General features: G+C 65.1%; 22 protein-coding genes and 1 pseudogene. 6 read left to right on the top strand and 17 right to left on the bottom strand.

What is annotated here, in order from left to right; all coding sequences use genetic code 11:
- The first annotated feature begins 19 nt into the window (after window positions 1–19).
- Entirely contained in the window at window positions 20–1,423 is a 1,404-nt protein-coding gene (locus tag OXR00_RS04580; protein WP_267386866.1) for a nitronate monooxygenase, read from the top strand.
- A 43-nt stretch (window positions 1,424–1,466) separates the two neighbouring features.
- Here the strand turns inward: OXR00_RS04580 and OXR00_RS04575 are convergent, their stop codons facing one another.
- Both OXR00_RS04575 and OXR00_RS04570 read right to left on the bottom strand, forming a co-directional pair.
- Entirely contained in the window at window positions 1,467–1,751 is a 285-nt protein-coding gene (locus tag OXR00_RS04575) for a hypothetical protein (protein WP_267386864.1), read from the bottom strand.
- A 106-nt stretch (window positions 1,752–1,857) separates the two neighbouring features.
- Window positions 1,858–2,652 (bottom strand): RNA methyltransferase, encoded by a 795-nt coding sequence (locus OXR00_RS04570; RefSeq protein WP_267386863.1) that lies wholly within the window; start codon window positions 2,650–2,652, stop codon window positions 1,858–1,860.
- Window positions 2,653–2,764: 112 nt separating this feature from the next.
- Here OXR00_RS04570 and OXR00_RS04565 point away from each other — a divergent pair, with 112 nt between their 5' ends.
- Window positions 2,765–3,733, top strand: coding sequence for a magnesium and cobalt transport protein CorA (locus tag OXR00_RS04565; protein ID WP_242146654.1), 969 nt, complete (start codon window positions 2,765–2,767; stop codon window positions 3,731–3,733).
- A 68-nt stretch (window positions 3,734–3,801) separates the two neighbouring features.
- Here the strand turns inward: OXR00_RS04565 and OXR00_RS04560 are convergent, their stop codons facing one another.
- The 3 genes from OXR00_RS04560 to gltX are packed head-to-tail and all read right to left on the bottom strand — an operon-like array spanning window position 3,802 to window position 6,745.
- A complete protein-coding gene (locus tag OXR00_RS04560; protein ID WP_267386861.1) occupies window positions 3,802–4,011 on the bottom strand; it encodes a hypothetical protein in 210 nt (69 codons plus the stop codon).
- Window positions 4,001–5,284 carry a citrate synthase gene (locus tag OXR00_RS04555; protein ID WP_242146652.1) on the bottom strand — a complete coding sequence of 428 codons (1,284 nt, stop codon included), beginning with the start codon at window positions 5,282–5,284 and terminating at the stop codon, window positions 4,001–4,003. The genes OXR00_RS04560 and OXR00_RS04555 overlap by 11 nt, the downstream gene beginning before the upstream one ends.
- A gap of 18 nt (window positions 5,285–5,302) precedes the next feature.
- Complete coding sequence (gene gltX, locus OXR00_RS04550) at window positions 5,303–6,745, bottom strand: glutamate--tRNA ligase (protein ID WP_267386860.1); 1,443 nt, start codon at window positions 6,743–6,745, stop codon at window positions 5,303–5,305.
- A 27-nt stretch (window positions 6,746–6,772) separates the two neighbouring features.
- On the opposite strand from gltX, the pseudogene OXR00_RS04545 reads away from it, so the two are divergent.
- Window positions 6,773–8,347, top strand: a pseudogene (locus tag OXR00_RS04545) (ComEC/Rec2 family competence protein); the annotation flags it as partial.
- 571 nt (window positions 8,348–8,918) lie between these two features.
- Here the strand turns inward: OXR00_RS04545 and lexA are convergent.
- From lexA to OXR00_RS04515, 6 genes are all read right to left on the bottom strand, one after another.
- Entirely contained in the window at window positions 8,919–9,599 is a 681-nt protein-coding gene (gene lexA / locus OXR00_RS04540; protein ID WP_267386858.1) for a transcriptional repressor LexA, read from the bottom strand.
- A gap of 69 nt (window positions 9,600–9,668) precedes the next feature.
- Window positions 9,669–10,853: a gephyrin-like molybdotransferase Glp gene (gene glp / locus OXR00_RS04535; protein WP_267386857.1), complete on the bottom strand. Its 1,185-nt coding sequence runs from the start codon at window positions 10,851–10,853 to the stop codon at window positions 9,669–9,671.
- Window positions 10,854–11,339 (bottom strand): cyclic pyranopterin monophosphate synthase MoaC, encoded by a 486-nt coding sequence (gene moaC, locus OXR00_RS04530; protein ID WP_267386856.1) that lies wholly within the window; start codon window positions 11,337–11,339, stop codon window positions 10,854–10,856.
- Window positions 11,336–12,121, bottom strand: a complete 786-nt coding sequence (trpC, locus tag OXR00_RS04525; RefSeq protein ID WP_267386855.1) for an indole-3-glycerol phosphate synthase TrpC — start codon at window positions 12,119–12,121, stop codon at window positions 11,336–11,338. Before trpC ends, moaC begins: the two co-directional genes overlap by 4 nt.
- Window positions 12,118–13,113 carry an anthranilate phosphoribosyltransferase gene (gene trpD, locus OXR00_RS04520; RefSeq protein ID WP_267386854.1) on the bottom strand — a complete coding sequence of 332 codons (996 nt, stop codon included), beginning with the start codon at window positions 13,111–13,113 and terminating at the stop codon, window positions 12,118–12,120. Before trpD ends, trpC begins: the two co-directional genes overlap by 4 nt.
- The gene (locus OXR00_RS04515) at window positions 13,110–13,694 is read right to left on the bottom strand and encodes an aminodeoxychorismate/anthranilate synthase component II (protein WP_267386853.1); all 585 of its coding nucleotides are present in this window, start codon (window positions 13,692–13,694) and stop codon (window positions 13,110–13,112) included. Before OXR00_RS04515 ends, trpD begins: the two co-directional genes overlap by 4 nt.
- A 135-nt stretch (window positions 13,695–13,829) precedes the next feature.
- On the opposite strand from OXR00_RS04515, the gene OXR00_RS04510 reads away from it, so the two are divergent.
- On the top strand, window positions 13,830–14,342 hold the full coding sequence (locus tag OXR00_RS04510) for a hypothetical protein (protein ID WP_242146644.1): 513 nt from the start codon (window positions 13,830–13,832) through the stop codon (window positions 14,340–14,342).
- Window positions 14,343–14,400: 58 nt separating this feature from the next.
- Window positions 14,401–14,784 (top strand): hypothetical protein, encoded by a 384-nt coding sequence (locus tag OXR00_RS04505; protein ID WP_267386852.1) that lies wholly within the window; start codon window positions 14,401–14,403, stop codon window positions 14,782–14,784.
- 26 nt (window positions 14,785–14,810) lie between these two features.
- On the opposite strand, the gene trpE is transcribed toward OXR00_RS04505, so the two are convergent.
- Together trpE and OXR00_RS04495 are read right to left on the bottom strand one after the other, a co-directional pair.
- On the bottom strand, window positions 14,811–16,436 hold the full coding sequence (trpE, locus tag OXR00_RS04500; RefSeq protein WP_267386851.1) for an anthranilate synthase component I: 1,626 nt from the start codon (window positions 16,434–16,436) through the stop codon (window positions 14,811–14,813).
- Window positions 16,321–18,279: a peptidylprolyl isomerase gene (locus OXR00_RS04495; RefSeq protein ID WP_267386850.1), complete on the bottom strand. Its 1,959-nt coding sequence runs from the start codon at window positions 18,277–18,279 to the stop codon at window positions 16,321–16,323. Before OXR00_RS04495 ends, trpE begins: the two co-directional genes overlap by 116 nt.
- 134 nt (window positions 18,280–18,413) lie before the next feature.
- Between OXR00_RS04495 and tpiA the strand changes: the two genes are divergently transcribed.
- Window positions 18,414–19,163, top strand: a complete 750-nt coding sequence (tpiA, locus tag OXR00_RS04490; RefSeq protein ID WP_267386849.1) for a triose-phosphate isomerase — start codon at window positions 18,414–18,416, stop codon at window positions 19,161–19,163.
- A gap of 7 nt (window positions 19,164–19,170) precedes the next feature.
- Here the strand turns inward: tpiA and OXR00_RS04485 are convergent, their stop codons facing one another.
- The 4 genes from OXR00_RS04485 to rimO are packed head-to-tail and all read right to left on the bottom strand — an operon-like array spanning window position 19,171 to window position 23,928.
- Entirely contained in the window at window positions 19,171–20,559 is a 1,389-nt protein-coding gene (locus OXR00_RS04485; protein ID WP_267386848.1) for a leucyl aminopeptidase family protein, read from the bottom strand.
- Window positions 20,556–21,953 carry a serine hydrolase domain-containing protein gene (locus OXR00_RS04480; RefSeq protein ID WP_267386847.1) on the bottom strand — a complete coding sequence of 466 codons (1,398 nt, stop codon included), beginning with the start codon at window positions 21,951–21,953 and terminating at the stop codon, window positions 20,556–20,558. Before OXR00_RS04480 ends, OXR00_RS04485 begins: the two co-directional genes overlap by 4 nt.
- Complete coding sequence (locus OXR00_RS04475) at window positions 21,950–22,600, bottom strand: YiiX/YebB-like N1pC/P60 family cysteine hydrolase (protein ID WP_267386846.1); 651 nt, start codon at window positions 22,598–22,600, stop codon at window positions 21,950–21,952. Before OXR00_RS04475 ends, OXR00_RS04480 begins: the two co-directional genes overlap by 4 nt.
- A complete protein-coding gene (rimO, locus tag OXR00_RS04470; protein ID WP_267386845.1) occupies window positions 22,597–23,928 on the bottom strand; it encodes a 30S ribosomal protein S12 methylthiotransferase RimO in 1,332 nt (443 codons plus the stop codon). The genes OXR00_RS04475 and rimO overlap by 4 nt, the downstream gene beginning before the upstream one ends.
- Window positions 23,929–24,265: the final 337 nt, after the last annotated feature.

The following is a 24,265-nucleotide window of genomic DNA, read 5'->3' as shown; positions in this document are numbered from 1 at the left end:
TTGTTTCCGGGAGAGTTCGGTGTTCAAAGGTTTGAAGCCCATCATGTACAACGGCCGCGAGGTCTGGCCGTTGGTGGAGGGCGGAAAAGGCGTCGCCGCGACCAATCACGCGAGCGCGGGCGCCTGGGCGGCGGCAGGCGGGATCGGTACCGTGTCGGCGGTCAACGCCGACAGCTACGATCCCGACGGCAAGATCATTCCGCAGGTGTATAAATCGCTGACCCGGCGCGAGCGGCATGAGGAACTGATCGAGTTCGCGATCGAGGGTGCCGTACAGCAGGTGCGCCGTGCATTCGACATCGCTGGCGGCAAGGGTGCGATCAACATCAACGTCCTGTGGGAGATGGGCGGCGCTCAGCGTATCCTGCATGGCGTGCTGGAGCGCACGCGCGGCCTCGTTGCGGGCGTAACCTGCGGGGCGGGCATGCCGTATAAACTGTCCGAGATCGCGTCGTCCTACGACGTCAGCTATCTGCCGATCGTCAGCTCGGGCAGGGCATTTCGCGCTCTGTGGAAGCGCGCCTATTCCAAGGCGTCCGAGTGGCTGGCGGCGGTGGTGTACGAAGACCCGTGGCTGGCCGGCGGGCATAACGGCCTGTCCAATGCGGAAGATCCGCGCAAGCCCGAAGATCCTTATCCGCGCGTGAAAGCGCTGCGCGACACGATGCGCGAGGGCGGCATTTCCGACGAGGTGCCGATCGTGATGGCGGGCGGCGTCTGGTACCTACGCGACTGGAGCGACTGGATCGACAATCCCGAACTCGGCACGATCGCCTTTCAGTTCGGTACGCGCCCGCTGCTGACCAAGGAAAGCCCGATTCCCGAGGCATGGAAGGCGCGGCTGACCAATATCCAGGAAGGCGAGGTGCTGCTGCACAAATTTTCGCCGACCGGTTTCTATTCGAGCGCAGTGCTTAACCCGTTTCTCCGCCAGCTCGAAGCGCGGTCGGACCGGCAGATCGCCTTCTCGACGCAGGAAGCGGGCGACCACGTGTTCCAGCTTGATGTCGGCGTGAAGGGCAAAAACTTCTGGGTGACGCGTAACGATCTGCTGCGCGCGCGCGAATGGTTCGGCGCAGGTTTCACCGACGCGCTCAAGACGCCGGACAATACTTTGGTTTTCGTGACTCCCGCAGAGAAAGGCATTATCCGCAAGGATCAGGCGGATTGCATGGGCTGCCTCAGCCAATGCTCGTTCTCGTCCTGGGCGGATAGCGAGACCAACTCGACCGGGCGTTTGGCCGATCCGCGCAGTTTCTGCATCCAGAAGACTTTGCAGGATATCGCGCATGGCGGCGACGTCGAACAGAATTTGATGTTCGCCGGGCATGGTGCCTATCAGTTCAAGCGTGACCCGTTCTACTCGAACGGCTTCGTGCCGACGGTGAAGGAACTGGTCGACCGCATCCTGACCGGCGACTGATGTAAGAAGGGCGGCGGATCGCTCCGCCGCCCCCCTGTGCTTCTTAGCGGTAGCAGACCGTCACGGGGCGGTGATACCGATAGGTCGTCCGGCAATCGCGCCGGCCGTGCCAACCGCGATTATAACCATAGCCGCTACGGCCATAGCCGTAGCCGCGATCATGGCCGTAATAGCCACGACGAGCATCGCGCCAGTCCCGCCCGTCATGATGGCCACCGCGCCAGTCGCGCCGATCGCCATGATCGTAACGCTGCGCATCCGCGCTGGTGGAGACGCCCACGCCAGCAACCATCAGGCCAACAGCGGCCGCGATTTTCAGACTCTTCATCGAACGATCCTTTCCAAGCTCATCGAGTAACTTGGTTCTAAGCACCGCGATTCGTATCGTTGCTGAATGTCATTGTAGTGTCAGGTACAGGTTTGCCGTGCGCCGCTTACCCGCGGGCCAACACTTCATAGGCCATCACCGCGGTCGCCACCGCCGCGTTCAGGCTGTCCGCCTTGCCAAGCATGGGAATCTTGACGAGCAGATCGCAGGCGGCGGCATATTCCGGCGGCATGCCTTGCGCCTCATTACCGGTCAGGAGGAATGTTGGCTTCGCGTACGTCGCGGTTCGGTAATGTTGGTCGGTATCGAGGCTCAGCCCGACGAGCTGCCCCGCACCGGCGCGTAGCCAGGCGAGAAACGCGTCCCAGCCGCTCTGCACGATCGGCACGGTGAACAACGCTCCCATGCTGGCACGCACAGCCTCGACGGAAAACGGATCCACGCATTCGCCGATCAGGATCAGCCCGCCTGCGCCGACTGCGTCTCCCGTGCGCAGGATCGTGCCGAGATTGCCGGGATCGCGTAGCCGCTCCGCTACCAGCCAAATACCCGAGCTTTGACGGTCAAGCGCGGTGAGAGGCTGTGTGAACTCCTCGAACACGCCAACCACGGCCTGCGGGTTGTCCTTGCCGGACAGCTTCGACAGGATGTCAGCCACCGTCTCGATCGCTTCGCCACCGGCAGCCTCGACCTGCTCGATTAAGGTGCGAACCAGCGGATGCGCGGCACTTTCGCGAGCGTAGAAAAGGTAGATCGGCAACCGGCCGCTCTCGCGTGCCTCGGTCAGGATGCGCAATCCCTCGGCGAGAAACAGCCCTTCTTCGCGGCGGTGACGCTTTTCTCGAAGCGCACGCATGCGCTTGATGAGCGGATTGGAATAAGCGGTGATCTCGCGCGGCATCGCGCCGCTATGCCGCAACCTGACGTCCGCGTCGATGTTTTGCGCGAAGACGCTGACGGCACGCTAACGGTCTGCTACCGCGCGCCATACTGGACTACCAAGGGCTTTGCCGATGAGCGTGATTGCCGCCTATTTGTACCGCCACGGGGCGCGGGTGCGGGAGATTGACATCGAAGAAAAGGTCGACTGCGCGCACGACAAATCCGAATTCGTGTGGATCGGGATCGCAGACCCGGACGAGGCGGAACTGCGGCGTCTGCAAAAAACGTATGATCTTCACCCGCTCGCGATCGAGGACGCGCTCAAGGCGGATCAGTTGCCGAAGGTCGACGTCTATGGCGATCAGGTCTTCGTGGTGGCGCGCACCGCGCATCTTGAGGGTGACAAGATCATCTACGGCGAAACGTCAATTTTCGTCGGGCACAGCCATATCATCAGTGTCCGACACGGGTCGCCGCGCAAGCATGTCAGCCTGCGCGACAATCTTGAAAAAGCGCCGACCCTCCTCGCGCAGGGTGTCGACTACGTGCTGCACGCGATCCTCGACTTCATCGCGGATGGCTATTTGCCCATTGTCGAAACGATCGAGGAGGATGTGATCGCAATGGAGCGGCGTGCACTCGATACGTTTCTCAACCGCGGCGAGGTGGCGCGCATCTTCGCACTGCGCCGTGAACTGATGCGGTTCCAGCGCGTGCTGGTGCCGATGGGCGAGGTGGCGGGCAAGTTCGTTCGGCTCGAGCTGCCGTGTATCGACCCTGAGGCGCGGCCGTATTTCAGCGACGTGCTCGACCATATTCGGCGCGTGCAATCGATGGTCGACGGCTTGCGGGACGTGCTGACGTCGGTGTTCGAGATCAGCAACCTGCTGGAGGGGCAGCGTACCGGCGACATTACGCGACAGCTTGCCGCCTGGGCGGCGATCCTGGCGGTGCCGACCGCGATCGCCGGCATCTATGGCATGAACTTCGAACATATGCCCGAGCTGAAGTGGGAATATGGCTACCCGCTGACGCTCGTCATCATCGTGGTAGTGTGCAGCGTGCTGTACTGGCGGTTCAAGCGGCTGAACTGGCTGTAGGATCGCTGCGCCAGGCAGTATGTCGGTCAGCCCGAGCGAGTCAGCCGCTTGGAACCAGCTCCCTAGGTTCAGCGGATGCGCCGGTTCCTGGCGATCAGCAGCACGCCCGCAACGACCAGCACCGCGCCGTACAGCGTCCAGCGGCGCTCATCGATCATGAAGCTCGACGCCGGCCAGCGGATCAGGCCAAGCCCTTGACCGATCCACAGCAGCCCCATCGCCAGCGCAGCCACGCCGGCGATGAGGAGCACGACGCGGATCGCGTTCTTAGCGGCCACTGACGGGCACGTAATCGCGCTGGGTGGCGCCGGTGTAGAGCTGGCGCGGACGGCCGATCTTCTGCGCCGGATCCGAGATCATCTCGTTCCACTGCGCGACCCAGCCGACGGTGCGGGCGAGTGCGAACAGCGCGGTGAACATCGTCGTCGGGAAGCCGATCGCCGAGAGGATGATGCCCGAGTAGAAATCGACGTTCGGGAACAGCTTCTTCTCGATGAAATACGGGTCGCTGAGCGCGATTTCCTCAAGCCGCAGCGCCGTCTCGAACACCGGATCGGTGACGTTGAGCGACTCGAACACCTCGCGCACGGTCTTCTGCATCACCGTCGCGCGCGGATCGTAGTTCTTGTACACGCGGTGGCCGAAGCCCATCAGGCGGAACGGATCGTTCTTGTCCTTGGCGCGCGCGATATACTCCGGGATCTTGTCGGGCGTGCCGATCTCACGCAGCATGTTGAGCGCCGCTTCGTTGGCGCCGCCATGCGCCGGGCCCCACAGGCAGGCGATACCCGCCGCGATGCACGCGAACGGGTTCGCACCCGACGAACCGGCAAGCCGCACGGTCGAGGTCGATGCGTTCTGTTCATGATCGGCGTGGAGAATGAAGATGCGGTCCATCGCCTTTTCGACGATCGGGTTGACCTCATACGGCTCGGCGGGAACGCCGAACGTCATCTGGAGGAAATTGCCGGTGTAGCTGAGGTCGTTGCGCGGATGCATGAACGGCTGACCGACCGAATATTTGTACGCCATCGCCGCAATGGTCGGCATCTTGGCGATCAGGCGGTGGCTGGCGATCATGCGCTGCATCGGATCGGTGACGTCCGCCGAATCCTGGTAGAACGCCGACAGCGCGCCGACCACGCCGCACATCACCGCCATCGGGTGCGCATCGCGGCGGAAGCCCTTGTAGAAGGTGGCGAGCTGTTCGTGCAGCATCGTGTGGCGCGTGATAGTGTGGTCGAACTTGGCAAGTTCGTCTTTCGACGGCAGTTCTCCGTTGAGGAGCAGGTAGCACGTCTCCATGAAAGTCGACTGTTCCGCCAGTTGGCCGATCGGATAGCCGCGGTGGAGCAGCACGCCCTCGTCGCCGTCGATATAGGTGATCGCGGAGTCGCAGCTCGCCGTCGAGGTGAAGCCGGGATCGTACGTGAACATGCCGGTCTGCGCATACAGCTTGCGGATATCGATCACGTCGGGGCCAACCGTGCCCGAAAGCACCGCGTTCTCAACGTCCTTGCCGGCTACACTCAGTTTCGCGGTGTCGGTCATCGGTTTCAGTTCCTCTATTCAGTTCTTTATCTGATCGGCGATCCGGCCCAGGCTTTCATCGCACCCAAGCAGCACAAGCACGTCGAAGATGCCGGGCGAGGTCTTGCGGCCGGTCAAGGCGACGCGCAGCGGCTGCGCGACCTGGCCAAGCTTGACCCCCGCATCCTCGGCAACCTGCCGAACCGCAGACTCGGTACTCTCCGTATCCCAGCGGTCGAGCGCGTCAAGCGCCGTGTGCAGTGCAGCAAGGAGCTGTGACGCGTTTCCGGCGAGCAGCGGCGCAGCCTCCGGTGCGATCTCAAGCGGGCGGCTGCGGAACAGGAATTGCGCGCCGTCCGCCAGCTCGATCAGGCTCGCCGCGCGGGGTTTCAGCGAAGGCATCGCCTGCTCCAGCACCGCGCGTTGCGCGTCCGCGAGAGGGGGATCGCATCGCCCGGCGACGAGGTCGGCCAATCGCGCATCATCCGCCTCGCGGATGTAATGACCGTTGAGATTTTCCAGTTTCTTGATGTCGAAGCGCGACGGCGATTTCCCGATGCCGGACAGGTCGAACCATTCGACAGCCTGCGCACGGCTGATGATCTCGTCATCGCCGTGCCCCCAGCCGAGCCGCAGCAGGTAATTGTCGACCGCCTCGGGCAACATGCCGAGTTCGTCGCGGTAGTGTTCGACACCGACAGCGCCGTGCCGCTTGGAAAGCTTGCCGCCGTCAGGTCCGTGGATCATCGGCACATGCGCATAGACCGGTTCGGGCCACCCCATCGCTGTAATGATGGGAAGCTGGCGAAACGCGTTGTTGAGGTGATCGTCGCCACGGATGACATGCGTCACGCCCATATCGTGATCGTCCACCACCACCGCGAGCATATAGGTCGGCGTGCCGTCCGAGCGCAGCAGGATGAGATCGTCCAATTCGGCATTCTGGACGGTAATGCTGCCCTGTACCTGATCGACAATCGTGGTGGCACCGTCAGTCGGCGCCTTGAGGCGCACCACGTACGGCTTGTCGCCACCCTCGGCAGGGTCGCGGTCGCGCCAAGGGCTGCGCACGCGTAACGGCCGCTTGGCCGCTTCCGCCTCTGCGCGCATTTCGGCGAGTTCGTCCTGCGTCATGTAACAGCGATAGGCATGACCGTTCGCGACCATCTGGTGTGCGACCTCGGCATGCCGCCCGGCACGCTGGAACTGGAACACCGCGTCGCCGTCCCAATCAAGGCCGAGCCAGCGCATCGAGGTTAGGATCGCGTCGATCGCCGGCTGGGTCGAGCGGGCGCGGTCGGTATCCTCGATCCGCAGCAGGAACGTGCCGCCCATGCGCTTGGCGTAAAGCCAGTTGAACAACGCCGTACGGGCGCCGCCGATGTGCAGATAACCGGTCGGTGACGGCGCGAACCGGGTGACGACCTTTGCGGTACGGGGCGTGGCGATTTCGGCCGACGCGCTATCAGATATTGCGCTCAACCGCGCTGTCTCCCAGACGTGAAAACGATGGCCAGTTCAGCCGACGCCGCCCCTAGCACGCGACCCCGGCCGCTTCAAATCGGCTGGCACGTCGCATTTGGGGTCGCGATCGAGCGCTGGCTAGAGGCCGAGCGCGATCAGTTGGTGCTGTGGCTGCCGGTGATGCTGGGTTTCGGCATCGCGCTGTGGCTCGTGCTGCCCGATCCACTTGCGTGGAGCGTCGTTGCGCTGGTGGCAGGCGGGGTGTCGCTTGCCGCGCTCGCGGTGGGGCGTGGCGGACGGGCCGGGCGGGCGCTTGCCGCGGGAGCCATGCTGACCGCTTTTGGGGTTCTACTGATATGGGCGCGCGCTGAGTCCGTCGGTGTGGTGCCGATCGCCGCACCGGTCATCGCGCGGTTCGAGGCGCGGGTGGAGCGGATCGAGCCGCTTGCCGCGCGCGACCTTGTACGGCTGCGGCTCGCGCCACTGCGCGTCATCGGTGATGGCAGACGCCCTGAGCCCAGTCTGCCCGCGCACCTCCGGATCAATCTTGCAAGCGGCGATGTGCCAGCGGGGATGAACGAGGGGGCGACGATCCGGCTCGGCGCGCGGCTGATGCCGCCGCCTGGTCCGGCGGTGCCTGGCGCGTATGATTTCGCGCGTGTCGCCTGGTTCGACGGGATCGGCGCGACCGGTCGCGGGCTCGCGCCGGTGACGGTGCTGACCCCCGGAACGCGCGGCAGTGGATTGGGGCTAGGCCGCCTTCGCGCGGCGCTATCGCTTCATATCCAGCATAGCGCCCCCGGAGGAGCGGGCGCGATCGCGGCAGCGCTGGCGACAGGCGACCAATACGCGATTTCAGAGGGCGACGCCGATGCGATGCGCAGATCGGGGTTGGCGCATCTGCTGTCGGTCAGCGGGCTGCACATAACCGCCGCAGTCGGTGCCGTGATGCTGATCGTCGGGCGGTTACTGGCGCTCAGCCCCTGCGTCGCCTTGCGCTGGCGCGTGCCGATGATCTCGGCTGGCGCCGGAGCGGTCGCGGCGATCGGCTACACGCTGCTGACCGGGGCGGAGGTGCCGACGGTGCGATCATGCGTGGCGGCGCTGCTGGTGCTGACGGCGCTGATGATGGGGCGTGAGGCGATTACGTTGCGACTGGTTGCGGCAGGTGCGTTCGTGGTGCTGGTGCTGTATCCGGAGGCACTGGCTGGCCCGAGCTTCCAACTGTCGTTTGCGGCGGTCGCGGCGATCGTGTCGCTGCATGAACATCCGGCAGTGAAGCGCTGGTTCGGCCCGCATGAGGAGAAGCGGTGGCAGGCGATGGCGCGTGGGCTGCTGTCGTTGTTGTTCACCGGCGCGGTTGTTGAACTGGCGCTGATCCCGATCTCTGCGTTCCATTTTCACCGGGCCGGCGTGTATGGATCGGTCGCCAACATCATCGCGATCCCGCTCACCACGTTCGTCACCATGCCGTTCGAAGCGCTCGCGCTGGTGTTCGACGAAATTGGCGCGGGCTGGCCGTTCTGGTGGGTGACGGCCCGTTCTCTCGACCTGCTGTTGTGGATCGCGCACTCGGTCGCCGCGCTGCCGGGAGCCGTTGCCTCCATCCCAGCGATGCCGACCGGCGCCTACGCGCTGATGGTCGTGGGCGGCTTGTGGATCGCGTTGTGGCGGACGCGGTGGCGGCGTATCGGTGCCGTGCCGCTGGTGATCGGCGCGACTTGGGCGCTGCTCACGCCCGTTCCGGATTTGCTGGTAACCAGCGATGGTCGACATGCTGCTATTCGCACAGCCGGCGGCAATCTCGCCGTGCTGCGCGACCGAACTGGCGACTACACCGCAAACACCTTTGCCGAGAATGGTGGTATAGTGGGCGTGCCGTTGCTGCTGTCCGAGCAGCCAGATGCGCGGTGCAGCCGGGACGTGTGCCTCGTTCAGCGCAGCAGCGGCGGTCGGCGCTGGCGCATTCTGGCGACACGAAGCGGCTACTTCGTTCCAACCGAACAACTCGTGCCGTTATGCACGACCGTCGATATCGTCATTAGTGATCGCAACCTGCCACGTGCCTGCCGCCCACGCTGGCTCAAGCTCAACAAGGCGATGCTGGCGAAAACCGGTGGCGTGGCGGTGACGTTCTCGACCGCTACCGTGACCACCGTTAACCAGCCGGGCGACCGCCACCCATGGCGGATCAATCGTAGCGGCGCAGCAACCCGGCGAGCTTACCCTGGATCCGCACCTGCGCGGGTGCGTAGCGCTGCGGGTCATAGGAGCGATTGGCAGGATCAAGCCGAACCATCGCGCCCTCGCGGCGGAAATACTTAAGTGTGGCTTCCGCCTCTTCGATCAGCGCCACCACGATCTCACCGTCCCGCGCAGTCTCAGTGCGCCGGATCAGCGCGTAGTCGCCATCCAGGATGCCGGCGTCGACCATCGAATCGCCGGCGACTTCGAGCGCGTAATGTTCACCACCGCCCAGCAAGGCAGCTGGGACTGCAAGCATAGACTGCCCCTCGAAAGCCTCGATCGGCACACCGGCAGCGATGCGGCCATGCAACGGGATTTCGATCACATCGTTCGCAGGTTGCGGCACGGTGCGGACGTTGGAAGCGGCGGCCGGGTCAGGCAGCGAAGCCACTTTCTTTGCCGGTGCGATCCGCTCCGGCATACGCAGCACTTCGAGGGCGCGTGCTCTGTTGGGCAGTCTGCGGATGAATTGCCGCTCCTCCAGCGCGCTGATCAGGCGATGGACGCCAGATTTCGACTTGAGGTCGAGCGCCTCCTTCATCTCCTCGAAGGAAGGAGAGACGCCGGTCTCCTCAAGGCGATCATTGATGAAGCAAATCAGCTCGTGCTGCTTGCGAGTGAGCATCGACGTTCCTCCATCCGAACAGATGAGGAACCAATATGGAACGAAATTACCCTCGTCAAGGCCGATCCATCACGAAAGCGGCAGGATTTCCACCGAGTCGGCGGCTTTTGCCGCCGGAGCATTGGGCGGGCGGATAACCAAGCAGTCAGCGCGCGCGAGCGTGCGTAACATCGAACTGTCCTGAATTGCGGCGACGTACACGCGACCGCCGCGCGTTTCGGCGCGTAGATAGTCGGCGCGGTGATCGTTGGCAGGCAGATCTTCGCCCAACACTGCGCAAGCGCGGCGCGGCAGGGGTTGGGCGGCCCCAGCCATATGGGCAATGAGCGGACGCAGGAACAATGTCGCAGTGACGAAAGCGGACACGGGATTGCCCGGGAGGCCGAGCACGACCACGTCGTTCAATCGCCCCGCGAGCATGGGCTTACCCGGCCGCAACGCGATTTTCCAGAAGTCGAGCTTCCCACCGGCAGCTTCGAGCGCCGGTCGGACCAGATCGTGATCGCCAACCGATGCGCCACCCGTGGTGACGAGAATGTCCGCGCGAACCGCCGCAAATGCCTGGGTGATGGTGTCGAGACGATCGGGTAGAATGCCGAGGTCGACGATCTCGACAGGGAGATCGGCAAGCATCGCCGCGAGCATTGCACCGTTCGATTCCGGCAGCGCGCCCGGTGACAGCGGCGCGCCTGGAACCGCCAGCTCGTCTCCTGTCGCGACCGTAGCCACGCGCAACGGCCGGTGCACAGGCAACGTGCCGTGTCCGCCGGTGGCCGCCACGGCGATCCGCGCCGGCGTGAGCCGCTCACCCCGCGCGACCAGTATGTCGCCCGCGGTGAAATCCAGCCCCTTACGCCGAACGTTACGGCCGAGCCGCGCCGGGCCGTCGCCGGTCACGATCAGGCGTTCGCCGTCTCGACGTGCTTCTTCCTGTACCAATACGGTGTCGGAGCCGTCGGGCATCGCAGCCCCAGTGAAAATACGGACGGCTTCGCCCGGGCGAAGAGCCTCGTCGAATGGTCTGCCGGCGGCGCTTTCGCCGATCACGGACAGCGGGCCGTTTAGATCAGCAAAACGCAGCGCATAGCCGTCCATCGCGGACAAGTCGCTCGCCGGTTGCGTGCGGAGCGCAGGTACGTCGGCGGCAGCCCAGCGGCCGGCAGCGAGCCGGATCGGGGCATCCTCACGTGTGACCGGAGCCGCCAACGCCAGCAATCGCGCAACAGCCTCATCAACCGGTAGTAGCGCTGCCATTCAGGCGGACACCTGGGTCGGAGCGTTCCAGTCGCCCGACTTGCCCCCGCGCTTCTCGAGCAGGCGGATGCCGGAGATCACCATCGCCTTATCGATCGCCTTCGCCATGTCATAGATCGTCAGCAGGGCCACGCTCGCCGCGGTGAGCGCCTCCATCTCGACGCCGGTCTTACCCTCGGTTGCGGCGGTGGCGGTCACGGTCACGCCATCTGTCTCGGGTACGAGATCGATCGCGACCCGGGTCAACGGCAATGGATGACATAAAGGGATCACCTCACTGGTGCGTTTCGCCGCCATAATACCAGCGATGCGAGCGACGGCCAGCACGTCGCCTTTCAGCGCGGTGCCTGAGCGAATCGCATGCGCCGCCTCTGGCGACATGGTGATGCGGCCGGTGGCGATTGCCTGTCGCGCGGTGACGATCTTGCCGCCGACATCGACCATGTGCGCGGCACCGCTCTCGTCGAGATGCGTCAGATTACTCATCCGACCAGCGCCCGCGTTGCGGCTTCGAGATCGTCCTGCCGCATCAGCGCCTCGCCGATCAGGAAGCATTTGATAGCGTGTTCGGCCATCGCGTCGAGATCGGCACGCGTCGTCAGACCGCTTTCGGCGACGAAGGTGCAGTCCTTCGGTGCTCTCGACACCAGTTCATAGGTGCGGGCGAAATCGACAGTGAAGTCGCGCAGGTTTCGGTTGTTCACGCCGATCAGCCGCGACTTGAGCTTCAAGGCGCGCTCCATCTCCTTGGCGTCGTGGACCTCGACCAGTACGTCCATGCCGCACTCCATCGCGCTCGCTTCGATATCGGCGAGCAGACCATCGTCGAGCGCGGCGACGATCAGCAGGATACAGTCCGCTCCCAAACCGCGCGATTCCGGCGCTTGCCATGGATCGACCATGAAGTCCTTGCGCAGCACCGGCAGCGTGCAAGCCGCACGTGCGGCGGTGAGATAGTCGTCGCATCCCTGGAACCATGGCTCATCGGTTAGCACCGACAGGCATGCCGCGCCGCCGGCTTGGTAAGCGGCCGCATGGGCGGGCGGATCGAAATTCTCGCGGATCAGACCCTTGGACGGGCTGGCCTTCTTGATCTCGGCAACCAACGCATAGCCGGTTTGCGCCTTCGCATCGAGCGCGGCGCGGAACCCGCGCGGTTTCGTGCGCGCGGCAATGCGCTGATCCAGTTCGGCGAGCGACGTGGTCGCCTTACGCGCGGCGACATCGGCGCGCTTGGTTTCGAGGATACGGTCGAGCACGTCGGTCATCGGTAAGCGATCCATCTGTCGAGCAGCGCATTCGCGCGCCCATCGTCGAGCGCGGCGGCGGCGGTTTCCGCGCCTTCGCTCAGGGTATCCGCGGTGCCTGCGACGATCATTGCGGCTGCGGCGTTGAGGAGAACGGCGTCGCGGTACGGCCCGCGCTCGCCTTGCAGTAACGCGCGCAGCGCGCGCGCGTTGTGGGCCGGATCGCCACCACGAATGGCGGAAAGCGGATGGCAGGGCAGGCCGGCATCCTGGGGCGTAATCCGGTCGCCGAGGCCGAGCGGCCCGATCGCGACCGCGACGCTCGATCCGGCACAGGACAGCTCGTCGAGCGAGTCCTCACCTGCGACGACCAGCGCGCGTTCGGTCCCGAGATCGCGCAGCGCTTCGGCATAGGTGGTGGCGTAATCCGGGCGGGCGATGCCGATCAACTGGCGCGTCACGCGCGCCGGATTGGCGAGAGGACCCATCAGATTGAAGATTGTGCGTCGGCCGATCGCGCGCCGGATCGGCGCGAGGCGCTTCATCGCGGGGTGATGACTGGCGGCGAACAGGAACGCGATGCCGATGTCGGCAAGGCTCCCCTCGGCATCCCGCGCCGCGCGGTCGAGATCGAGTCCCAGCATCTCCAGCGTGTCGGCAGCACCCGCTTTTGAGGAGGCTGCGCGGTTGCCGTGCTTGGCAACGGGCACGCCGCACGCGGCTACGACGATCGAAACCGCGGTTGATACGTTGAGCGTGTGGTGCCCGTCGCCGCCGGTGCCGCACACGTCGATCGCGTCTTTAGGGGCGTCGATCGCGATCATCCGTTCGCGAAGCGCGCGGGCGGCGGCGGCGATTTCGATGCTGGTCTCGCCGCGGATCGCCAGACGGGTCAGAAAGTCCGTGGTGAGATCGTCCGGCGCGGCGCCATCGAGGATCGTGGCGAACGCCTCGCCAGCGCTTTCGCGCGACAGCGGCGTCTCCGGGTCGGGGAGCAGAGCGATCGTGGTCACGCGAGCGCCCTCACGTCGATGCCTGACAGTCGCACGAAGTTGGCGAGCAGCGCGTGGCCGTGTTCGGTGGCGATACTCTCGGGGTGAAACTGTACGCCGTGGATCGGCAGGGTTTCATGCCGCACGCCCATCACCGATCCATCGTCGGCGCGCGCGTTGACGATCAGGCCGGCCGGTAGATCCTCGACGATCAGCGAATGATATCGGGTGGCGGTGAACGGGGAAGGCAAGCCTTCGAAGAGGCCGGTCCCGTCATGGGTGACGGGGGAGGTCTTGCCGTGCATCAGCCCGCCGCGCACCACGCTGCCACCGAAATGCTGGCCGATCGCCTGATGCCCGAGGCACACGCCCATCAGCGGTTTGCCGGCGTCCGCGCAGGCGGCGACGAGATCGAGGCTGATGCCGGCCTCGTTGGGGGATTTCGGGCCGGGCGAGATCAGGAAACCTTGCGCGTTGCTCGCGACCGCGTCGGCGGCGGTGAGCGCATCGTTGCGCACGACCTTAACCTCGGCGCCCAGTTCCATCAGGTAATGGACGAGGTTCCAGGTGAAGCTGTCGTAATTGTCGATGACGAGGATCATGACGCTTGCCATAGCCTTTGTGACACACAGCGCAACACCGCCCCGATTTGGCCGCGTTTTCGGCGGCGTTCTGCTCTATTCCGGATGGAGCGTTTCGCCGGGTCCGAGCGTTCGGGCCGCAAGGAGATTATCACGATGGTTCGCGCCCTGATGTTCGTTGCTGCCCTGACCTTGCCGATGATGGCCGCCGCGCAGGCACCGGCTACGACCGCCAAGCCCGCCGCGCAATCGGGCGACACCATCACTGCCGCGGACGTGATGGCACGCGAGGATCACGCCGGCGTGGCAGAGCAGGCGGAGACCGGACAGCCGGTGAAGCGCATTCGCAACATCGCGCTGACCGGCACGACACCATGCCCGAAGGCGAGCACCCCGGATGAGGTGGTGGTATGTTCACGCGTTGACGAGCCGTTTCGCATCCCCAAGCCGCTGCGCGACAAGAAGCCGATCCCGGCGCAGAATCAGAGCTGGGTCAACCGCACGGCGATGATGGATCAAGTCGGTCGTGAGGCAGGTGGCCTGCCCGATACCTGTTCGCCGGTAGGCACGGGCGGGCAGACCGGGTGCACCACGCAGATGCTGCAAAACTGGACAGCAGAGCGTGTCGCCAAGCGCAACGGTCAGTCAATCGACCCGACCGCACCATAATCGCGGCATTAATCTCCTTCATGTACCGGGGCAGGATGAGTAGCCGGGGCGAACCGACATGCTGACTATCGAGACGGATACATCGCGGGCGTTAGTTCGGGCGACGCTCGAAGGGTTCCTCGAGGTGGAAGAGGTCGCCGCATTCTTCCGTCAGGAGCAGGAACTGGTCCGTTCCCTCGGGTACAGGTCGGGCGATTACGTGTTGTTGTTCGATGCGCGTAAAGCTGTGATCCAGTCGCAAGACGTGGTCGGGGCGTTCATGACGCAAATGCTGGCGGTGCCGTTGAAAGCACGTCGGGTCGCGGTGGTCGGTGGCGCGTCGCTGGCGCGCATGCAGGCACAACGCGTCGCTCAGGTGCGTCAGGATGCGGCAACCTTCTCGAGCATCGAAGATGCAGAGGCGTGGCTGTTCGCACCCGTGCCGAACCAGCCGCTCGCCTGATCGCGGAGCGCCGCTTCGCTGCGGCGCTACTGCCCGAAGCCCGTCTCGCCCGCGCGTGCGATCGCCTCCCGTGCGGCGGCAAGCAGGGCACCCGCCTTCGCCTCGCACTCGCGCTGTTCGTAAGCAGGCACCGAGTCGGCGACGATGCCGGCTCCGGCCTGGACATGCATCACGCCGTCCTTGACGATGGCGGTACGCAGCACGATGCACGAATCCATCGACCCGTCCGGTGAGAAATAGCCAACGCCACCGGCATAGGCGCCGCGCACCGTGCCTTCGAGTTCGGCGATGATCTCGCACGCACGCACCTTTGGAGCGCCGCTGACGGTACCCGCAGGAAAGCCCGCGAACAGCGCGTCGAGCGCATCGGACTCGGGAGCCAGTTCGCCAACGACGTTGGATACGATGTGCATGACGTGACTGTAGAATTCGGTCGTGTAGCTTGCGGTCACCTGGACGCTACCCGCCTTTGCGACCCGGCCGACGTCGTTGCGGCCAAGATCGAGCAGCATAAGATGCTCGGCACGCTCCTTGGCATCGGCGAGGAGGCTGGTGCGATTGGCCTCGTCCTCGGCCGCGGTCTTGCCGCGTGGGCGGGTGCCGGCGATCGGGCGTATCGTGATCTCGCCATCGCGCACGCGGACGAGGATCTCCGGCGACGAACCGATCAGCGCAAAGCCCGGCAGATCGAGATGGTAGAGGAAGGGTGACGGGTTGATCCGACGAAGCGAGCGATACAGCTCGAACGGCGGCAACGGGAACGGCGCGGTGAAGCGCTGCGCCAGTACGACCTGGAAGATGTCACCGGCGACGATGTACTCGCGCGCCCGCTCGACCATCTCGGTGTAGCGGCCTGCTGGCAATGTCGGCTTGAGCGCGAGATCGGGCAAATCGTTCGCACGCACCGGCGCGGGCAGGGTGGTGGTGGCGAGCCGCGCGGCGGTCGCGTCGATCCGCCCCGCTGCCTCGGCGACGATCGCGTGCGCGTCGCGCGTCGGGTCGGGCCAGACCGGCGCGACCACGAACAGCGCGTCGGCAAGCCGGTCGAAGATCAGGATTACGGTCGGCCGCACGAAAACCATATCGGGCAGGCCAAGCGGATCGGCTGTCGGGCGCGGCAGCGTCTCGACCAGACCAACGGTTTCGTACCCGAAGTAGCCGACCAGACAGGCAAGCGCGCGGGGCAGTTCCGCAGGCACGTCCATCCGGCACGATGCGACGAGGTCGCGCAATGCCGCGAGCGTCGCCTTCGCGGCGGGGGCGAACGCCTCCCGATCGCTTAGCCAGTGCGGATTGATTTCCGCCGCTTGTCCGCGTGCGCGGAACACCAGATCGGGCGCGAGGCCGATCAGGCTGTGCCGCCCGCGCGTCTCGCCACCCTCCACCGATTCGAGCAGGAAGTCGCCCCGGCCCGGCTCGATCAGCTTCAGCGCGGCGGCGACAGGAGTTTCTGTATCGGCGATCTGGCGCCGCCACAGCAGGGCAGGCCGTCCGGCGCCAAGCGCCGCGATCGCCGCTGCCGTGCCGTCATCGCGATCAGGGCTGATCGGTCGTCTCCTGCCCGAGCATTGCTGCCTTGAGTTTGGCGAGACCGGCGGCGTCCACCTTCGCCTTGACCGTACCGCGCACCGCTTTGACGAATTGCTGCACATACTCGCCACCGACCGCCTTGCCGACGTCCGACTGGGTCGCTGCGATGATGTCGGGCCGATTGGCGGCGTTGCCCCGGTCGATCCGATCGAGCCAGATCACGAACCAGCCGTTGTTGCCGGGTGCGGCGATCACCTTGGCCGAGTGCGCCGCCATGCCGAACATCAGCGCGAGCGGCGCCGGAACGCCACCCTGCGCAGCGGCCAGTTCCGCACGCGACTTGTCGAGCGGCTGGATCGGCGGCAGCTTCAGCCCGGTGGCGGCCACCGCCTTGGCGAGCGGCGTGCCGGCGTTAGCCTGCGCCATCACCTTGCGCGCGACATCACCCGCAGCCTTGGCGGCACGTTCCATCGTCAGATCGTGCGCGACCGCGTCGTGAATGGCGGCAAGTGGCGGCGGCGCGGCGGGGAACACCTTGGCGGTCGACACGACGGCGAAAGTGTCGGCGTCGATCGGCACCAACTGCGGTGCGTCGCCCGGCTGGCTGGCGAACCCGGCGTCGACGATCGCCTTGGCCGCCGGCGGTACCTTCGCATCGGGATGCGCTGGATCGGCGCCGCTCGCCACCACAGGAGGGGAGGTTTCCGCCGTCAGCTTTTGCCGCGTGACGAGCTGATCGAATGTGGCATGGTTCGAGATCGCATCATCGAGCGCGTCATGGATCTTGCGAAGCTGATCGTTCTTCTTCTGCGTGGTGAGTTGCTCGCGCAGTTGCTGCGTCGCGGCGGCGAGCGATACCTCGCCGCGATCGTCGAAGCTGTCGACGCGGCCGACCACATAGCCGAGCGTGCCCTTGACCGGTCCGACCACCGCGCCCTTGGCGGCGGCGAAGACGGCATCGGCGAACGCGTCGGAGGTCTGGGCGGCGATCGCGCTCTTTTCCGCCGCCTTCAGCGTCGCGGGTTCGAGCCCGGCGGCACGCGCGGCGGCGTCGATCGGCGTGCCCGACTTGACCTTCGCGGCCAGCGCGTTCGCAGCGGCGGCATCGCCGACGATAACGCGCGTGACGGTACGGCGCTGCACCGCACGGAAGTTCGCGATCTGCGCCTGATAGGCCTTGGCGATCTCGGCATCGCTGACCGTGACTGGATCGGTCAGCGTCTTGGCGGAGACGTTGGCGTAGCGGATCGTGCGCCGCTCGGGCACCGAATAGCGGGCCGCGTTGGCGTTGTAATACGCAGCAAGGTCGGCATCGCTCGGTGCGGGGCCGGTGGCAAGCGCGGCACTCGGGATCACTGCGATCTGTGCATGCCGCTTCTCCAGCAGCAACCCGGCATAGATCTGCGCGATCGACTTCGGCACGGGCGTATTGTCGGCTTGCAGCGGCGTGACGAGCAACTGCGCCATCATGCCCTGCTTCATATCGGCGCGCAGAGCGGCGTCGGTCTGATGCGATTGTTTCAGCGCGCGGTCGTAGGCGTCCTGGCTGAACTTTCCGTCCGGCCCCTGCAACTGCGGGATGCTGGCGATCCGCCCGTCGACCAGCCGATTGCTGATGACCATGCCCTGCTTGTGTCCGAACACCTCCAGCGAGATCGTGTCGACAAGGCGATTGAACACACCGTCAACCCCGCCGCCGGTGACATATTGCGCCATATCGACGTTCGGGTTCTGCTGGCGATACGCTTCAAGCTCGCGTTGCGCGCGGGAGCGCACGTCGTTCGCGCCGATCTTCTGGCCACCGACGCTGGCAAGCGAATCACCCGAGTTGGCGCTGCTGACCGCACCGCCCATCACGCCGGTCACGTCGCTGAGCAGGAACATCAGCGCGAGCACGATCAGCCCGCCGATGGTGATGACGACGCCAACCTTGGAGTGGGTCAGGCGACGAAAGAAACTGAGCATAAGGGCGATGGGCCGATCTATTGAAGGCGAACTCGGCGGCTGCTTTACGGGCGGAGGCGTGCCGCTTCAAGCTTGTGCCGCTCACCAGGCACGTTATCGCACTGCAACAAACATCGAAAAGGGGAACGCTCGCGATGGCGCGGAGGAAATTGATCGCCGGCAACTGGAAGATGAACGGCGATCTTGCCGCGCTCGCCGAAATCGACGCCATCGCTGCGGCGGCGGCCGCGACCCATGCGGTGGACGTCGGCATCGGCGTGCCGGCGACCCTGATCGGGCCGGCGCACGCCCGCGCACCAAGGCTGGCGATCGGCGCGGAAGACGTTCACGCGATCGATCACGGTGCGTTCACCGGCTCTATTTCAGCGCCGATGGTGCGCGAGGCGGGGGCCAGCTTCGCGATCATCGGGCACAGCGAGCGGCGGGCCGGGTGCGGCGAGACCGACGCCGATGTCAAAGCCAAGGCGGAGGCGTTGCTGCGCCATGGACTCGCCGCGATCCTGTGTGTCGGTGAAACGTCGGATCAGCGGAACGCAGGCAAAGCGGTGGCGACGGTGACCGGGCAGGTACGCGCATCGATGCCGTGGGGCGCGGCCTCGGGCTGGCTCTCCGTCGCTTATGAGCCGATCTGGGCGATCGGCAGTGGCCATACCCCGACGCTGGAGCAAATCTCCGCCATGCATAGCGCGATCCGCGCGATGCTGACCGAACTGCTCGGCGCCGATGCAGCGTCGATGCGCGTGCTGTACGGCGGCTCGGTCACGGCCGAAAATGCCACCGAGCTACTCGGTGGGCCTGACGTAGACGGTGCTCTGGTCGGCGGAGCGAGCCTGACCGCGGCCAAGTTCGTGCCCATCATCGAAGCCGCAGCCGCGCTGATCTAGCGTGCGCTCACGTGCCGTACCGGGCGCGGAGCATTCCCCATGTTGCGCGCAAACCCAGCGCCTCGCCACCTTTCGGGCGACCCGCTTTGCGAGAGGGTCGCCACGCGAATGTGTCGAGATGTGCCCAGGCGGTGCCCTCCGGCACGAAGCGGCGAAGGAACAAGGCGGCGGTCACCGCACCTGCAAAGCCGCCGTCGGGGGCGTTGACCATGTCGGCGATGTCGGAACTCAGCATCTCGTCATACCCGTCCCACAGCGGCATGCGCCACAGCGGGTCTTCGCTGGCGGTGCCGGCGGCGAGCAGCGCCTCGGCAAGCGCATCGTCGTTGACGAACGTGGCGGGCAGATCAGGGCCAAGCGCTACGCGTGCTGCGCCGGTGAGCGTCGCGAAATCCAGGATCAGTTCGGGCGTATTTTCGCCCGCGCGGGTGAGCGCGTCGCCGAGGATCAGGCGGCCTTCCGCATCGGTGTTGGTGTTTTCCACCGTAATGCCCTTGCGTGTGGCGAGGACGTCGCCCGGGCGGAAGGCGTTGCCGGCGATGCTGTTTTCGACCGCCGGGATCAGCAGATGCAGGCGCACCGGCAGATGCGCGTCCATGATGAGGCGAGCGAGCGCGAGCGCATGGGCCGCGCCGCCCATATCCTTCTTCATCAGCCGCATGCCCGAGGAGGGCTTGATGTCTAGCCCGCCCGAATCGAAGCATACGCCTTTGCCGATAACGGCGATGCGCGGATGCGCCGGGTTGCCCCATTCGAGTTCGATCAGCCGCGGTTCGCGACCCTGTGCAGCAGCCTGACCGACAGTGTGGATCATCGGATAGCCACTGGCGAGCGCACTCCCTTTGGTGATGGCGAGCGTCGCGCCATGCGTGTCGGCCAGCGTCCTGGTTTCCCCTTCCAGTTCGGCAGGGCCAAGATCGGCGGCGGCGGTGTTGACGAGATCGCGCACACTGGCGGTCGCGCGGGCGAGCGCCACCGCTTCCGCTATTCGCGCTGGCTCCGTCGTCAGCAGTATGCGGCCGGGTACGCGATCCGCCGGCTTGTAGCGGGTGAAAACGTGCTGGCCGAGCGCCCAGCCAAGCAGCGCCGCGCCCACACCCGCACCATCAACCCGGTAGCTGCCGTCGGGCAGTGTCTCCGCAAGGCTCGCCAGATCCCACGTGCCGAGCGGTACCTTACCGACGCACAGCAGCACCGACCAGTCTTCGGCGTCCTCTCCGGGGAGGATCAGGCTGGCGCCAGGTTTGCCGTCGATCCGGGCAGCATCGAGCGCTGCGCGAACCCGGGGCGGCTGCGCGGATCGCCAATCGTCGAGGCCTTGCTTCGCGATCACGTGGATGGTGCGCGCGCTCTGCCCGCGATCGGGCTGGAGCAGAAGGGCGGGATCGTAGGTCATTGGCTCGGCATCACCAAAAATTGTTCGTAGCGCCCGGTGTCGCCGGGTTCGGCATAGGTTACGATGTTAAGCGTGCAATCGGCGAAAACCGCGCGGTAGTTCCGGTTGACGAAGCCGCCGCGCAGCTTGGGCGGTTGCGCGAGTTCGAAGCTCTTCGGCTCGCCAAGCGGGCCGAGTGTCGCCTTGTAATCGGCAAGCGCGGTGGGGGTGAAGTAATAGTTCGAATCGTCCGTCATGGTGTTGCGGTCGAGCGTTCCCATGCGCAGCATCTCGTAAAGGCGGAGCGCCTTTGCAGTGTTAGCGACTTCGGCGCGCTGGGCTTGCGAAGGCGGCAGGATGACGTCCGCGATCTTGCCCGCGATATCGGTAAAGGCGCCGCTGAAATCCGCGTTGACCAGTACCACCACCGCCGCCTTGTCGTCCGGGAAGACAGTGTTTTCGGACAGGAAACCAACCGCTTCGCCGCTATGTTCGATGTAGGCGTGGCCGGCCTGCTCATGCGCGGAAACACCGAGGCCGTAGCCGTTGGTGGTGCCGTCGGCCAGCTTCACCGGGGTTTCCTGCGTAGTCCAGTCCTCCGCCGGAAGCAGCGTGCGGTTCATGCGCGCGATGTCCCATTTTGCCAGATCGCTCGCCGACATCGCCAGTTCGCCGGCGGCAAACAACCAGCCGGGCGCGGCGGGTCGCTCTGGCCGCACCGGGCCGAGCGCGAAGCGTTGATAACCCTGTGGATAACCTGGACCGTTGGCCTTGTCCTGGTCGACCGGATCCATGCCGAGCGGCGTGAATACATGCAGCTTCAGGAAGTCGAGCAGCGGCATCCCGGCGACTTTTTCGACAATCAGGCCGGCGACGACATAGCCGGTGTTGGAATATTGCCACTTGGTGCCGGGGGTAAAGTCGAGCGGCTTCTTCGCCCAGCGGTCGAGGATTTGCTGCGGGGTAACCGAATTACGCATTGCGGCGAAGCTGTAATCCTGCGGCCAGTAGTCCTGTAGACCGGAGGTGTGGCTGAGCAGTTGTCGAATGGTGATGACATCGCCGTCGCTGATACCGGGCACGTACTTCGAAACGTGATCGTCGAGGCTGAGCTTGCCCTCGTCCTCCAGCAACAGCATAGCGGCAGCGGTGAATTGTTTGGAGATCGAGGCGATCGGGTATTTCAAGTCCGCACGCGCCTGCGGTATCGTCTCGGATTGCTTGCCGTAAGCCTTTGCGAAAACCGTCTTGCCGCCACGTACGATCGCGATCGAGGCGGAGGGGACGCCAGTGCGGGCGAGGCTCTGCGTGACGATCGCATCGACCTTTGCCGCTTCGCTTGGCGTCAGGTTTTGCGCGTAAACCGGTGTGGCTAACGCCAGCAAAGCAGTGGCTAACGACAGGCTAATCTTCATTCGTCATCCTCTAACGGCCCCTCGCGGAAGGGAAAACGTGACACCCGCATCACCGCCTGCACTTGCGGAGCGCGCGCGAAGTTGGACGGCGCGATAAAGCCGCGGCCGTCCCACGGTATCTTCACGCCAAGCTGTTGGTAACATTCGTCGAGATATTCCGAACAGAAATATTCTTTGTTGGGCTGGATCATGCGCGGCAGTCGCACACCGAAGAGGCCCAGGCCGATCCGCACCGCGATCCTGACGAGTTGGCCAGCGTCGAACGGGCAACCGAGCTGGTCGGTGGCGAAGCCGCTCATGCGCCGGAACTGCTCCGCGCTGGCCCCGGCCACCACATCGTGACGGGCGACGACGACCTTGCCGTTGAAGGGTTTGTCGTGCGGCTGGAAATCGGTGATCCAACGGCTCAGCGGCACGACGCGCACACCGATCTTCTGCACCGCCTCCATCACGAACACGCGGTCGATCTCGTCGAGGCGGACGACCATGGCGATATGGCTCCACGGGCTGTTCGTCGCCCACTGGATTACGCGCGAGAACGCCTGATTGCCTGAACAGATCAGCAGATCACCGGTGCGGACGCCCGCGCGGACCGCCGCATAGCGTTGCGGCGTCCAGTCCTTGAGCGCTTCGGCCGGGGTCGTCACGCGGGGAGGGGAACCCCGTACAGATCGTGTTCGTCGGCATCCTCAATCTCGACCCGCACGATATCGCCGGCGGCGAGGTGGGCGGCGTCGCGCAGGAACACCTCGCCGTCGATCTCGGGTGCGTCGGCCTGCGAGCGGCCGGTTGCACCTTCCTCACCCACTTCGTCGATGATGACGTCGAGCGTGCGGCCGACCTTGGCCTGCAACTTCTCCGCCGAGATGCGCGCGGTGAGGTCCATCAGGCGGGCGTAGCGCTCCTCCTTAATCTCCTCCGGCACGTGGTTGGGCAGCGCGTTGGCGACGGCACCTTCGACCGGTTCGAAACGGAACGCGCCGACCCGGTCGAGCCGGGCCTCCTCCAGCCAGTCCATCAGATAGGCGAAATCGTCCTCGGTCTCACCGGGGAAGCCGACCACAAAGGTCGAGCGGATCGCGATATCGGGGGCGATCGTGCGCCAGTGCTTGATGCGCTCGAGCACTTTAGTTTCGTTGGCGGGGCGCTTCATCAGCTTCAAAACGTTGCGGCTGGCATGCTGGAACGGAATGTCGAGGTACGGGAGGATCAGCCCCTCCGCCATCAGCGGGATGACCTGATCAACGTGGGGGTAGGGGTAGACGTAATGCAGCCGCACCCATGCGCCCAGACGCCCGAGTTCGCGCGACAAGTCGGTCATGTGCGCGCGGACTTCATTGCCCTTCCAGTCACGCGGCTGGTGGCGGATATCGACGCCGTACGCCGACGTATCCTGGCTGATGACGAGCAGTTCGCGCGTGCCCGCCGCGATCAGCTTATCCGCCTCGCGCAGGATCGCGTCGGGGCGACGGCTGACGAGATCACCGCGCAGCGCCGGGATGATGCAGAACGAACAACGGTGGTTACAGCCCTCGCTGATCTTCAGATAGCTGTAATGGCGCGGCGTGAGCTTCAGTCCACTGTCCGGCACGAGATTGAGGAACGCGCTCGGCGGCATCGGCGCCGCTTCATGAACAGCGCCGACCACTTCCTCATACTGATGCGCGCCGGTGACGGCGAGGACGTTCGGAAAGCGCGCGCGGATCGTCTCGGCTTCCTTGCCCATGCAGCCGGTGACGATGACGCGGCCGTTTTCAGCAATCGCTTCGCCGATCGCCTCCAGCGATTCCTCCTTGGCGGAATCGAGAAAGCCGCAGGTGTTGACCAGCACCACGTCCGCACCCGCATAATCGGGCGACATCTGATAGCCGTCGCTGCGCAGCTTGGTGAGGATACGCTCGCTGTCGACCAAGTTCTTGGGACAGCCAAGCGAAACCATGCCGACACGCGGCGGGGAGGGGAGGATCGTTGCCATGGGAGCGCGCCATGTAGGGGATTGGGGGAGAATTTGCCAGTGTCGTGGAATTGCGGGGGCTGGGGGGTGAGTGCTTGCGTCTCTGCGGCATCCGCAGATCGCGGGTTTCGCGGCGTTGTCGCCTGATCGCGTGAGACGCCGTCACTGGACTCCGCGTCCGGCGAAAAGTGCACGTCGGTTAGAAAGTGTTCTTCCTCGGCCGGCGAAGGCCAGGGATCAGGTACGAACCGTTGCCGTGGATCGGGAGGCTTCCGTTACATCATGGGGCGTACACGCATCGGAAGCGCGCTTCGCATCGCACAACCATCCTGCTCGGCGCGGTGGGGCAATCGCACTG

It is taken from the genome of Sphingomonas sp. GC_Shp_3 (genome assembly GCF_026540945.1).
Classification (GTDB): domain Bacteria; phylum Pseudomonadota; class Alphaproteobacteria; order Sphingomonadales; family Sphingomonadaceae; genus Sphingomonas.
This window is presented reverse-complemented; position numbering and strand designations above follow the sequence as displayed.

Coding starts and splice junctions, on each gene's coding strand:
- OXR00_RS04510 (WP_242146644.1), top strand. CDS start 13,830: ATGGTTCGCGCCCTGATGTTCGTTGCTGCCCTGACCTTGCCGATGATG.
- OXR00_RS04555 (WP_242146652.1), bottom strand. CDS start 5,284: ATGACCGACACCGCGAAACTGAGTGTAGCCGGCAAGGACGTTGAGAAC.
- OXR00_RS04505 (WP_267386852.1), top strand. CDS start 14,401: ATGCTGACTATCGAGACGGATACATCGCGGGCGTTAGTTCGGGCGACG.
- OXR00_RS04480 (WP_267386847.1), bottom strand. CDS start 21,953: ATGAAGATTAGCCTGTCGTTAGCCACTGCTTTGCTGGCGTTAGCCACA.
- rimO (WP_267386845.1), bottom strand. CDS start 23,928: ATGGCAACGATCCTCCCCTCCCCGCCGCGTGTCGGCATGGTTTCGCTT.
- trpC (WP_267386855.1), bottom strand. CDS start 12,121: ATGACCGACGTGCTCGACCGTATCCTCGAAACCAAGCGCGCCGATGTC.
- glp (WP_267386857.1), bottom strand. CDS start 10,853: ATGGCAGCGCTACTACCGGTTGATGAGGCTGTTGCGCGATTGCTGGCG.
- moaC (WP_267386856.1), bottom strand. CDS start 11,339: ATGAGTAATCTGACGCATCTCGACGAGAGCGGTGCCGCGCACATGGTC.
- OXR00_RS04485 (WP_267386848.1), bottom strand. CDS start 20,559: ATGACCTACGATCCCGCCCTTCTGCTCCAGCCCGATCGCGGGCAGAGC.
- tpiA (WP_267386849.1), top strand. CDS start 18,414: ATGGCGCGGAGGAAATTGATCGCCGGCAACTGGAAGATGAACGGCGAT.
- OXR00_RS04565 (WP_242146654.1), top strand. CDS start 2,765: ATGAGCGTGATTGCCGCCTATTTGTACCGCCACGGGGCGCGGGTGCGG.
- OXR00_RS04575 (WP_267386864.1), bottom strand. CDS start 1,751: ATGAAGAGTCTGAAAATCGCGGCCGCTGTTGGCCTGATGGTTGCTGGC.
- trpE (WP_267386851.1), bottom strand. CDS start 16,436: ATGTGCAGCAATTCGTCAAAGCGGTGCGCGGTACGGTCAAGGCGAAGG.
- OXR00_RS04570 (WP_267386863.1), bottom strand. CDS start 2,652: ATGCCGCGCGAGATCACCGCTTATTCCAATCCGCTCATCAAGCGCATG.
- OXR00_RS04495 (WP_267386850.1), bottom strand. CDS start 18,279: ATGCTCAGTTTCTTTCGTCGCCTGACCCACTCCAAGGTTGGCGTCGTC.
- lexA (WP_267386858.1), bottom strand. CDS start 9,599: ATGCTCACTCGCAAGCAGCACGAGCTGATTTGCTTCATCAATGATCGC.
- OXR00_RS04515 (WP_267386853.1), bottom strand. CDS start 13,694: ATGATCCTCGTCATCGACAATTACGACAGCTTCACCTGGAACCTCGTC.